Here is a 12310-nt window from a genome sequence, read left to right on the forward strand (position 1 = left end):
AATTACAATGTTTGCAAACCATGCAGATGAATTTTTTGCAGCAACTCGCGGTTGCTCGGCAGACTGCGTGTCACCTGTGCAATGGTTTTTTTATTTTTCATAAATTGTTCTTGTGCAAACTGGTTGTCGCGCAGCAGGTGTTCGCTGTAGTCGTAACAGGTTTCAAAACCCATACCGTAAAGCACATATTGATAACTGGCGGCTGGAAACACTTCGTTATTACTGGTGAAGTCGTGATCACCTGGCGGCTGGTAGCGCCACAACTGCATTAATTCTTGCAGACTTGCAGGAATAGTCGCCGGGTCGCGGTTGTCTATCCAGAATGTGTTGTCGGTGCGTTTACTTAAAATGTAATGCAGTTTCAGGAAATCAATAATGCGATCCCAGCGGTAGCGGAAGGTTTCGTTAAAACGTTTGGCGGTGATATCCATCACCGCGCGGCAGGCGGGCAATTGTTCGGCGATCATGCTGGCCGATAGCTCCACTAATACCAGCGCCGAGGCTTCCAGCGGTTCCAGAAAACCGGCAGACAAACCCACGGCCACACAATTATTTTTCCAGAAAATATCGCGGTGGCCGCAGGGCAGGGGGATTTTGCGCAAGCTGGAATTGTTAAACGCCGGGCCAATATAGGCGGCGAGTTGTGCGGTGGCTTGGTCTTCACTGGTATGACGACTGGAATATACGTGACCGACACCACGGCGATGAATTAAGCCTATATCCCAAATCCAACCGGCGTCCTGCGCGGTGGAAATAGTATGCGAGGCGATAGGAGCGTCGTCGCTGTCGTAGGGAATTTGCACGGCAAGTGCATTATCAATAAATAACACATCGCTGCAATCCACAAAGGGCACTTGCAAGTGCTGGCCTAACAACAGTGATTGAAAACCGGTGCAATCCACAAATAAATCACCGGAAATTTCACCGGCTTGTGCGGTAGTGACTGAGCGAATATCGCCATTGTCGGCGGAATTAATACTCACCACATCGGCTAACACATGCAGTACGCCGAGTTTTTCGGTGCAGTGTTTTTGTAAAAAGGTGGAAAATTTTCCCGCATTTAAATGGTAAGCGTAATTGGCGACGGAATTAAATTCCGGGGTGGTAATCATTTTAGGCGCAAGGCCTAATTCGCAAATGGCTTCCTGAAAACAGGTCGCTGCGGAAAACGATTCTTGCAGCTGTTGCTCGTTGCGCAGCGCTTGCCAATGGGCCGCCATATTGGTTTTGCCAAAACCCTGCGGCAGCATTAAGGGGTGATAATAAAAATCATCGGGTGTGCCAGTGACCCAGCGGGCAAATTTTGCACCCTGCTTAAACGAGGCGTCGCACTCGCGAATAAAATCCGTTTCGGAAATGCCCAGTTTCATTAAGGTAGAGCGCATGGTGGGCCAAGTGCCTTCGCCAACGCCGATAATGGGAATAGTGGGGGATTCAACCAGTGTGACACTAATCGTGCTGCCGGTTTGGGTGCGATGTTGCGCCGCGATACGCCCGGCGGTAAGCCAGCCTGCGGTGCCGCCGCCGACAATGACAACTGATGCAATTTTATTATTCATGGTGTGCTCGCAGTTAAAAAACTAAAACAACTAAAGCAGCTGAAATAAAAAGGGCCGCTGCAAATGCAACGGCCTAAAATCATAGCGTTATGGCTATGAGCTGTTTAACAACGGAGAAAGTTTTTAACCGGTTTTGCATTAGAAGCTGGCTCTTACACCAAGTGCCCAGCGACGGCCACTGTCTTCAACCAACAAGAGTTGATTGGCGTAGCGACCACGTTTGTGCACATATTCTTCGGTCAGGTTGATGCCTTCAACAAATACGGTAATTTCATCCGTGATGTCGTAACTCGCACTCAAGTCCCACTGCTCGTAGTCTTCAACAATAGTTGGGCCATTGCCGTTACTTTGAGTGAGCGATTGCACAAAATCACCGCGTTGGTTGTAGGCCAAACGAATCTGGATCGGCCCTTGTTCATAGAATCCCACCAGGTTCATTGAGTCGCTCAAACCGGTCAGTGCGAACACTTGAGTCACATCTGCAGGGTCAAGCTCGGCATCGCTATCTACCAACGTGGTGTTGAACATCACACCAAAACCGGTTTCGCCGAAGGTATGCTGAATACCTAATTCAACACCATCCACGGTGGCATTTTCGCCGTTGTTCGGTAGGGTATTTTTAAATACCGCGACTGAATCACCCGCGTCAGGTGCATTGGTATTGGTACCGGTGGAAGGGTCGGTGAGTAAGCTGCCGTTGGGCAGGGTGAAGGTTTTATCGGCAACCGAGTTAACAATAAAGTTGGCTACATCTTTTTTGAAATAACCCGCGGAGACATAACTCGCATCGTCGTAATACCACTCCCAGGATAAGTCGAAGTTATCAGACTCAAAGGGTTCCAGTGCAGCATTACCACTGGTGGAGGTCAGGTTGCCACCTTGGCGAGTGGTAGTAATAACGGTTACCGGCGCCATGCTTGTGAGTGTAGGGCGCGTCAAACTTTTTGAAGCGGCAGCGCGCACTACCATGTCATCGGTGATTTCCAGTTTGATGCTCATATTCGGCAGAATTGCATCGTAGCTACTGTCTTCGCTAATTGCTTGAGCAGTGCCAAACTCGGCGAGCATTTCGGTTTCATCCAGAATGCGCAGGCCGGTTACTGGTGCTTCGGTACCACGTACTTTTACATCTGTGGATTCAACCCGCACGCCACCAATCGCAGAAATTGGCATGCCGCCCAGATCGCCTGCAAACTCAGATTCCAAGTAAAACGAGATAGTGTCTTCATCAACCACAAATGAGTTATCGCGTTTTACGGCGTCAAAATTGCGACCACTGGTGCTTTCCAAATAGGCAAATTGCGCTTCCCCGTCGTGTGCCAACCATTGGGTAGGCATACGGCCACTGCCACTGACATCGCTCAGGAAATCGCTGCCAGCATCAAACACATATTGCATATCGGCAGGAATAATCGGCGAGTCGGGGTAGCCGCAATAAGTACAGTGAATGCCTACACCTTCGTTGTCCCAGCGATCAAGTGCTTTGCTCTCGGTAGAAAACATGGTGCCGAATTTAACTTTTACCAAACCTGAGTCTGTGCCTTCATCCCAAGTGCCGTCCATTTTTAATTGGCTCACTTCATCTTCAACGGCCCAACCGCGGCGCAACATTACGTGGGCGCGGCTGTTGTCTTTGTCGAGGAAATCACCAACGCCCGCAGGTGCAACATAATTTGGCGCGCTCGGATCGCGATAGGCAGTGCCATCCAATTCCTGTTGACCGGAAAAAATGTCGGGACTGGCGGTATCAAATTCGCTTGCTACCGGAAGTATGCCGTCATCGACCTGGAAGCGAACACGGTTGGCGTAACCAATCAATGACAATTGATCGCCACCGCCGTTATTGGCATCGCGCTCAGCTTTGGAATAGGTTGCGTCAAAATTTAAATTTAATTTATCGCTCACTTGCCAGTCAGCGTTAAAGCCGAGCAGCGATGTTTCGGTGAGGCGATCAAATTTTTTCGCGTGCATGTCGGTGGCCAAACCCACTTCCTGACGCAAATCAGTCACTGTGCCATTTTCATCAGTAATGGCATCGGTGATGTTAGGCGCGGTAAACCAGTGGCCATAAGAGAGCGCGTTCGTTTCAATATCAAAATCAGAATAAATAGCATCGGTGGTAATGGTTAAATCATCCGATGCGGCAAATTGCAATACCAAGGATGCGTTGGTACGGGTGCGTTCTTCAAAGGTGACTTTGTGATCGTAATTGCGCGGTGAAAAAATGGTAGTGCCTGCGGGAACACCTGCGCCGCCATTTAATTCTTCAGTGGGGATGCCTACGTTTTCTAACCAGCCGTCCATTTGCGCCTGATTTAAACGGGTGTCGCGCTCTTGATGGGAAACAGCAAGCAGTACACCGAATTGACCATCGTTAAATACATTGCTTACCAAACCGGAAATTTGTGGCGTGGTTTCTTCGCTGTTCTCTTCCATTGCCGCTTTTACACTGCCAGCAACTTTGAAATCGCCAATTGCAAATGGGCGCGCCGTTTTTACGTTAACGGTTGAACCAACACCGCCAGATTGCATGGTGGCAGTTGACGTTTTGTGTACTTCCAAACCGCTCACCAATTCCGATGCAACCGTATCGAAACTAAATGCGCGCGACATATTTTCGGTAGCCATTTGGCGACCATTAATTAACACGGTATTAAATTCCGGGCCAAAACCGCGCACGGTAATTAATTGACCTTCACCGCCAGAACGGTCGATAGATACACCGGTAATGCGTTGTAAAGATTCGGCGACGTTGGTGTCGGGAAACTTACCAATATCTTCCGATGAGATGGCATCCACTACACCGCCTGCGGCGCGCTTAACATCCATTGCGCGCTGCAAACTGCCGCGAATACCGGTAACCATTAATTCTTCGACTTGGTCGTTTGCGCCAAGCGGGGCTGTGGTGTCCTGCGCTAATGCCTGTACACCTGCCATGGAGGTGACAATACCGATAATAGCGCTGAGTTTATTTTTATTGTGCATTGAATCCAACTCCTCAAGAGACTGATGGGTCGTGATAGTCAGCAGACCTTTCTCGTCAATCTTTACACTGAGGTTGGTATTCGCCACTAAAAGCCGTGCGGCTTGTTCGATGGAATAGCGACCGACTAATTTATTCGTAGTTATTTCCATTGCGTCATTAAATGGAAACAGCAACGTAATATCAGCCTGTTCAGCAAACTCAGTGAGCGAAAGATCTGCCCGTTGCTGAGGAATATTGAACTGGATAATTTTGTCGAGGCTATTATTTTCTGCCTGCGCGGACAGCGGTGTGCCGACCGCGAGGGCAAACAGTAACATTCGAAAAATCGCCTGCTCGTTTACCTCAGCCGCGAGCATCTTGCTCGCGTGCTTAATAGACGAGGGGCCATTTTTTTTCCGCCATCTCATAGGAAATATTTGCACAGTAAACACTTTATTTTAGTTATGCGCAGCGGCGGGAGTGTGGCTGGCGGCTGCGTTTTTTGTTAATAGAGCAATAGGCTAGTGCTTGGAGCTTAAAGGCTTGTGTGTCAGGGAACAAGCGTTGGCGCATTAATCTTTATCATAGCCTAGCTTACGGCAGATATTTTGCTGTGTGGTAATCGGTTGCAGTCTGTAAGTGCGGAATAAAAACAGGGTTGGTGACTTTTGGTCAAAGTGTTAATAAGCGGTAAGTGAAGACAAAACGGGAGATAAAAGTACAACATATTAAAAAGCTGGCCGCTAACAACAGGGAGTGCAAGCGGCCAGCCGTGTGCGATTAATTATTTGGCGCTTAAACGGATTTTATTGTTGCCCATGCGCTGGTTATGAATATTAAAATTCTGCTCAAGTGCAGCGAGCAATCCATCCACATCACCCGCTTTAAATAAACCGGCAATGCGCTCCTGTTTGATGCTTTCATCTGCCACTTCAAACTGCACCGAGGTGTAGCGGTTAATTTCCACCAGCGCTTCTTCCAGTGTTTCGCCGCGGAAAACCAAATTGCCTTGGCGCCAGCTGAGCTTGGCGACTATTTCATTGTCATCCACTTTGGCGATGGTCTCGCGCTCGGCGCCGAGCATAATTTTTTCACCCTTGGATACTGCCAGTGCACTGGCAGGTAAGCGTTCGGCTACGATTTTGTCGATAGTTTGTTGTACCGTTTTTTGCGCTACCAATACTTTGCCATCAGTCACCAGCAATGCAACTTGATTGTCGGTTTGCAAACGCACGTTGAACGCCGTACCTACTGCCTGCACCACTTTGTTGCCAGCCATCACGCTCAGGGGGCGATCCTTGTCGTGGGCGACTTCAATATTAATTTCACCGCGTTCCAGTAAAAATAAACGGTGATCATCGCTGTATTTAACGGTGATGCGGCTGTTGGTATTAAGTACCAGTTGCGAGCCGTCGGGTAGGTTAACGTTGGAGTGCTCGCCCACCGCAGTTTCATAAACGCCATCCACCACTTGCTCCTGAAATGGCAGCAGCGCCAGCAATTGCCCGGGGACTTGGGGCGCAAGGTTCCAGCCGATCACCACCGCCAGAAGTGCAACGGATGCTGCAATAGCACCGTAAAAGCGCGGTTGGCGCGCTGGTTTGGCGGGTGCCTGAAACAAATCCGCAAGGCGGGCAAGGCTGTCCATTTTGTCCCACAGTTCGGCCATTTCAAACAATACGCTGCGATGCTGCTCGCTAGCGGCGAGCCACTGCGCCAGTTCTTGTTGCTCGGCACTGGTCAGTTCGCGATCCATACGCGCGATCCACAGGCTCGCCTGGTCGTAAATCGCCTCGCGGTTGGGAAACTCAATAATATTGCTCATGATTTGCTCCTCTCGCTCGGAGCCTTGGGTAACGTCGTTGATAGCGAATCGCCGCCCTGCTTCAAACTGGCCATGTATTGGGCGCAGCGTTTTATGCCGGTTGCGATGTGTTTTTCCACCGTGTTTTCACTGATGTTCAAGCTCAGTGCAATTTCTTTCTGCGTATAGCCGTACACCTTTTTTAGGACAAACGCTTTGCGACATTGTTGTGGCAGTTGGCGCACGGCCTCGCAAAAAAAGCCAAATTCCTGGTTCGCTGCTACCCGGTCAAAGGTATCGTCGGCGCGGGTGGTGTAACCCGCCACTTCCAAATCCAATTCATCATCCAGGCTGACGCTCAGCCGCGTTTCGGCGCGCTTCAGGTGATCCAGCGCCAGGTTTTGCGCTGTGCGCAACATAAATGAACGCGGAAACTGGATCTGTTCCGGCGCATCCACCTGACACACCCGCACATAGGTTTCCTGCACTATGTCTTCCACTTCTTTTGGCGGTACCAGGCGCGAAACCGCGCGCGCCAGGGTGCTGCGCAGGGCAATAAACACATTCGCAATGCTATCGTTCTGCGCCGGTTGATTCGTTATTTTTTGATTATTAGACATGGGCTCTAGCCACCAAGGTGATTTCCTCATAGTCCATGACGATAGACGAAGAATATTCCGCCATCGGCCCCCGCAAATAAAGCAAAAAATCCAGATTAATTGCTCTCCAAAAACAAAAAATCCCGAACTGAACCATTCAGTCCGGGATTTATGTCATAACCCCACAAAAATTTTATTTAAAAGGAGTAAGCGGCGCCGAGCATAAACACCAATGGGGCAATCGCCACATCCACACTCGCGGCGTGGGCGCCATCCACATAAATACGCGCAGTGGTTTCTATATCGATTTTCCAAACGGCCGCATTCAAATACCAGTTGTCGGTGAGTTGCAGGTCGGCGCCCACTTGCAGCGCAAGGCCAGTGGAGTCTTTCAGGGAGATATCGGTATCGCCATTTAACGCCGCATCCAGAGTCGCGCTGCTATCGGTGTTAAAAAAGGTGGTGTAGTTCAGGCCGATACCGGCATAGGGTTGGAATTTGCCTTGGCTCAGCGGGTAATACTGCAGGGAGATGGTGGGCGGTAAATGTTTGGTACTGCCGATATCCACCCCTTTGAGTGCACCGCTGCCGACAATGTCGTGTTCAAACGGCAGGGCGGCCAATACTTCAATACCGATGTGCGGTGTTACAAACCAGGTGCCGGAGAAACCAAGGCCGGTTGCATCTTCTACATCCACCCCGCCGCCTAATACGGTGCCGCTACTGGCGTCGGGTGCAACCTGGGCAACACCGACACGCACTAAAAAGTCCCCGGCTTCATGCGCTTGTGCGAGTGGTGCAACGCAGCTGCTGCCGATAACCAATGCCATGACTAATTGACGCATTTTCTTTTCCTCTGCTGTTAAAACTGTTGTTGATTCACAGAGGCAGTGTTACGAAAATTCCCGTTGTTAAAATTGATATATATCAATCAATACCGGCGCAGGAAAAAATAAAAAGTTAACTGAAAATTATTTGATATGACGCAAAGTCGCGCGATTTTTTAAATGGTTAACGAGTTGTTTCCGGCACAAACGAAAATCCGTCCGGGTACTGGTGATAGCCGTCGAAATCGCCTTTGCTCAGTGGCACACCGACAGCGCGGGCGATGGCGTAAGCCATGCTGAGATGAAAGAAAAAATTGGGCAGAGCATAGAGCTGCGCATATTCCGAGGCGGGTAAATGCAACTTGGTGAAACCTGCCTGGTCGCTAATGATGGTGGTGGCGTGAATAAAATCTGTAGCGGGAATGGCTTGCAAATAATCAATGGTTTGGGTGAGTTGTAACTGCACTCCGGCGTAAGTGTCATCGCTATTATCAAAAGTAATGCGCGGGCGCGCACTGAGCGGGCAACAGCAGCGCAGCGAAAAGTTGGCCGCAGTGCGCAGCTGCGCCAATAACGGCAACATGCCTGGGTGCAAACTGTGTTGCAGCAGAGCATTGTCGCCACCGCTGTGGCGATCAATTTTTTCCACAATTACTTTCAGTTGTTGCAAGTAATGGCAAAAAATCGCGCCGGGATTAATGCTGTGGTTATTCATGCGTCAGGCAACTATCCACGGTTAAATAACCGGCGCCAACCGGTTTTAGCTTGTTTGCTGGATTGTTCATTGGTTTCAGTGGCGACAGCTTGTTGTTGCTCGGCGCTGTTTTCGGCAAGCTCTCCCGACTCTTTGGCCTGTTGGAAAAAAATTAACAAACGTCCCACCATTTCGCGATCGTAATCAAAGGGTGAAAATTCCGTCAGGCTGTGTTGCGCTAAAAAATCGCGCAGATTTTTTTCAGCGGGTAAATATTTCATGCTCCAATTCTGAAACAGGCGGCGCTTGGTGAAACCTTTCAATAATACTTTAGCGTTCTTGTGGCGCGGGTCGTTGCAAATGCGTTGATAGGTTTCTACCACGGCATCGCGCTGGCCTTCCAAACATTGGAAAAAATAACCATTGCCGTAATAGAGCACACCGCCCACTTCGGCGCGGGCGTTATTGCGGCGCGATTCGGTCAGAATCCGCCCCACTTCCAGCTCAATTCCCTGGTCGGCAGCGTCAAAGGTCGCTTCACTGGCGTACACCAGTCTCACTAAATCATCCACAATTGGGCTCCTCTATTGCGGCGGTGCGCGCAGCGGTATGCGCGCGGTTTATTCAACAGCATACTCGGACAACAGCCCGCGTTAATGGTGCCCAATATAGCCCCATTTAACGCGGGCACGAGCTTATTTCTTTCTGAAGAGTAGAGTCACGCGGTTGGATTCACCAATCATCCGGTTCTGGTTTTTCTGCGCCTCGGTGCCACTCAAGCTGGGCAACAAGCGCCAAACATTGTCGTCCGCTTGTGGGTTGTCCTTGGGGTTTTTGTTGATGTCGCTGCTGCCCACTAACTCAAAACCGGCGGCGGTCATGGCCGCAACAATCGCCGACTCTTTCAAATAACCACGGCTGCCATCCGCCCAGGCGTCGGGTTTATCTTCACTCATGGCATGTTGCACTACGCCCACCAAACCGCCCGGTTTTAATACGCGATGGGTCTCGGCCAGTGCCTGTTGCAGGTAATTGCCCTTGGCGTCAAAACGCGCCAAATTGTGCAGGGCACGGATAAACAATACCGCATCCGCCTTGCCAGTTAATTCGGCGGGTAAATCCGCAAAGGTATAGGCTTCGGCCTTGGCGCTACCCCAATTTTTGGCATCGCTACTCCATTGCGCGGGCCACGCTTTGCGCTTTTCGATAAATTCCGGCGTGGCAAAACCACCAAATTCCGGCCACATCGCCAGGCTGTAATCCACCCCGATCAAACGGCCATTCGCGCCCAAGTAAGGCATCAGGATTTTGGAATACCAGCCATCGCCCGGCAGGGCTTCAATCACCACATCACCGGGTTTAATACCAAAAAATGCCAGCGTTTCCACCGGGTTACGTGCCGCGTGACGGGCCTGGTGTTCCGCCGGCATGGCCTGGGTAATCGTTTGCAATTGCTGTTTATTCTGTGCGCTCAAGCCAGTGCCGTCGCTGTCGGTAGCACAGCCGTGAAGCAATATGGCTGCAGCCAATAGGGCGATTTTTTTCATGGGTAAACTCCTTGCAAATTTTGCATTAACAAATGGATTCGTAATCCGCACCAAAACGGATGTCCATTATTCGCAGATTTTTGCAGGGAGATAATTATTTTTTGTAAAGCGTCGTATAATTCTCACTTAAGACAATCCCAAGGAGGGAAGAATGCCAACTATTTCGATGTTTTATGGGTTAATTATAAGGATGTATTACTTTGATAATCAGCAGCACAACATGCCTCATATTCATGTGGAGTATCAGGAGCAGCATGCGATTATTGAGATACCCTCAGGCAGGGTAATTGCCGGTGGGCTTCCTACGAATAAAACTAAACTGATTAGCGCTTGGGTGGAAATTCACCATGAAGAACTAATGGCAGATTGGAAACTCGCTTTAAATGGTGAGCCTGTGTTTAAGATTGAACCACTGAGGTAGATTTTGATGAATCCCTTTGTAAAAGAGGTTGAACCTTTGGCCGACTATAAGTTGAGGCTATTTTTCACCAATGGTGAGGCAAAAGTATTTGATGTGTCTCCCTATCTTGATAAGGGAATTTTCTCGGAACTAAAAGATAAAAGTTACTTTAAACAAGTGCAGGTTGTTGCCGGGGCGGTTGAATGGCCTAACGAGCAGGACTTCAGTAATGACACGTTATTTTTATTAAGTGACCCTGTCTAATCTAGCCTTCTGTATCAAACAAAAAACCAAACCCGCCATCCGGCGGGTTTGGTTTTTTTGGGCCTAATGTTATTTAAATCAATACACCAAGGTCTGCATTGCATGTGCAGGAATAGTGACTTTGGTTTCCTGATCGCCGATGTACAGGCGGTAGTTGATGGGGGTGTCGTTGCTGTTCATCACTACCGTGGCGAGTGTGTTGTCGGTATTTATAAAAGAGGTAACTTGTAACAAGCTGCGACTGGCGGCAGCGCTTACGCGTTTGGCTTCCGGGCGGATAAATTTGGAGAAGTGACCCAAATAATAATAAGTCGGTGTGTAAATTAATTCGCCATTGGTGTCCGCGTGAATCGGTGCGAAACAAAAATTGCCGACATGGTTAGGGCCGCCAGTGTGGTCGAGCAGAATATTCCAATCCGTCCAGGCGACAGCGCCGGAATTAAAATCGTTAATGATGGAATCGCCGTAACGTTCGGCGTTGGGCCAGTAGTGATAGCGCTCGGCGTTGAATTTCTCTACCGTTGCTTCGGTGAGCAATAAATTCACATTGGGGTATGCCTTGGCAACTTCGGCAACGTTGTTGTACATAGGTTTGCCACCAGCCCAGGTTTCATACCAGTGGAAGCCGATGCCCCACACATATTGCGCCGCTTCCGGGTCGCCCATAATGGTGTTGGCGCGATGCACAATTAAATCGCGGTTGTGATCCCACACAATAATTTTTTTATCGCCCATGCCGGCTTTTTTGAGCGTAGGGCCAAGGTGATTTTTTAAAAAGTCGCGCTCTTCATCGGCGGTATAAATCATGGATTCCCACGTCTGTTTTGCCATGGGTTCATTTTGAAGTGTCAGGCCCCAAATCGGGATGCCTGCCTTCTCGTACGCCTGAATAAATTTCACATAATAATTGGCCCAGACGTCGCGGTACTCGGGCAATAATTTTCCGCCTTGCAGCATGTTGTTGGTGTCTTTCATAAACGCCGGCGCACTCCAGGGGCTGACGTAGGTGGTGATTTCTCCACCGGCCGCTTTAATGGCCTGTTGCAGCATGGGAATGCGATGTTTTTTGTCAGGTGCTATATCAAACGTTTTTAATTCTTTATCGCCTTCTTTGATGTAGGTGTGACTGCGGCTGGCAAAGTCGGAGCTGTGAATCGTGGTGCGCAATAGGCTGTAACCTATGCCGTCTTTTTTGTCGTAATAAGCGCGCAAAAATTCCGCTTTTTTCGTGCGGCTGAGTTTGGCGTAAGTCTCGGCGCTGGCATCGGTAATGGCACCGCCGATACCCAAAAAGGTTTGATAGTGTTTTTGCGGATTCACAAAAATCGCAATATCTGTTTCCGGTGCTTGTTGTGCCGGTTGTAGCACAAGGTTTTCACCCTGGCTCAAACGCAAATTGCTGTCTTTGGCGGTGGTGTAAACACTCAGGGTTTTGGCTGGGGTAGTGGTGGTGTCGGCGGCTTGGAGTGCACCGCTTGCCCCTGCGAATGCCAAGGCGATAAACAATCGGTGTAATGGTTTTTTCATAGAGCATCTCTCCGTTAATAACTGCATAAAACAAATAAGAAAAATAAAAAATAAAAAAGCCTCGTGCTGAGTGATAAAACATTCAGCGCGAGGCAACAGGGCTTAGCTAAAAAATACTGCGCGT

General features: G+C 49.4%; 11 protein-coding genes. 2 read left to right on the forward strand and 9 right to left on the reverse strand.

Features of this window, described 5'->3' with window-relative positions:
* Positions 1-2 precede the first annotated feature (2 nt).
* From NNX04_RS16425 to NNX04_RS16460, 8 genes are all read right to left on the reverse strand, one after another.
* Positions 3-1559, reverse strand: coding sequence for a tryptophan halogenase family protein (locus tag NNX04_RS16425; protein ID WP_007638343.1), 1557 nt, complete (start codon positions 1557-1559; stop codon positions 3-5).
* Positions 1560-1697: 138 nt separating this feature from the next.
* Positions 1698-4862 (reverse strand): TonB-dependent receptor, encoded by a 3165-nt coding sequence (locus tag NNX04_RS16430; RefSeq protein WP_232283015.1) that lies wholly within the window; start codon positions 4860-4862, stop codon positions 1698-1700.
* A 446-nt stretch (positions 4863-5308) separates the two neighbouring features.
* Entirely contained in the window at positions 5309-6349 is a 1041-nt protein-coding gene (locus tag NNX04_RS16435) for a FecR family protein (RefSeq protein ID WP_261946481.1), read from the reverse strand.
* The gene (locus NNX04_RS16440; protein ID WP_007638339.1) at positions 6346-6948 is read right to left on the reverse strand and encodes an RNA polymerase sigma factor; all 603 of its coding nucleotides are present in this window, start codon (positions 6946-6948) and stop codon (positions 6346-6348) included. The genes NNX04_RS16435 and NNX04_RS16440 overlap by 4 nt, the downstream gene beginning before the upstream one ends.
* A gap of 176 nt (positions 6949-7124) precedes the next feature.
* Positions 7125-7772, reverse strand: a complete 648-nt coding sequence (locus tag NNX04_RS16445) for an OmpW/AlkL family protein (RefSeq protein WP_261946482.1) — start codon at positions 7770-7772, stop codon at positions 7125-7127.
* Between the two features lie 166 nt (positions 7773-7938).
* A complete protein-coding gene (locus tag NNX04_RS16450; RefSeq protein WP_261946483.1) occupies positions 7939-8469 on the reverse strand; it encodes a DUF1993 domain-containing protein in 531 nt (176 codons plus the stop codon).
* Positions 8470-8480: 11 nt separating this feature from the next.
* The gene (locus tag NNX04_RS16455; RefSeq protein WP_261946484.1) at positions 8481-9020 is read right to left on the reverse strand and encodes a BLUF domain-containing protein; all 540 of its coding nucleotides are present in this window, start codon (positions 9018-9020) and stop codon (positions 8481-8483) included.
* Positions 9021-9143: 123 nt separating this feature from the next.
* Positions 9144-9995 carry a class I SAM-dependent methyltransferase gene (locus tag NNX04_RS16460; RefSeq protein WP_151055771.1) on the reverse strand — a complete coding sequence of 284 codons (852 nt, stop codon included), beginning with the start codon at positions 9993-9995 and terminating at the stop codon, positions 9144-9146.
* 151 nt (positions 9996-10146) lie between these two features.
* On the opposite strand from NNX04_RS16460, the gene NNX04_RS16465 reads away from it, so the two are divergent.
* Positions 10147-10416 carry a DUF4160 domain-containing protein gene (locus NNX04_RS16465; RefSeq protein WP_261946485.1) on the forward strand — a complete coding sequence of 90 codons (270 nt, stop codon included), beginning with the start codon at positions 10147-10149 and terminating at the stop codon, positions 10414-10416.
* A gap of 6 nt (positions 10417-10422) precedes the next feature.
* The gene (locus tag NNX04_RS16470; protein WP_261946486.1) at positions 10423-10659 is read left to right on the forward strand and encodes a DUF2442 domain-containing protein; all 237 of its coding nucleotides are present in this window, start codon (positions 10423-10425) and stop codon (positions 10657-10659) included.
* A gap of 78 nt (positions 10660-10737) precedes the next feature.
* Here NNX04_RS16470 and NNX04_RS16475 read toward each other — a convergent pair whose 3' ends face one another.
* Complete coding sequence (locus tag NNX04_RS16475) at positions 10738-12186, reverse strand: glycoside hydrolase family 30 protein (protein WP_261946487.1); 1449 nt, start codon at positions 12184-12186, stop codon at positions 10738-10740.
* Positions 12187-12310: the final 124 nt, after the last annotated feature.

This window comes from Cellvibrio sp. QJXJ (assembly GCF_024452345.1).
Taxonomy (GTDB): Bacteria; Pseudomonadota; Gammaproteobacteria; order Pseudomonadales; family Cellvibrionaceae; genus Cellvibrio.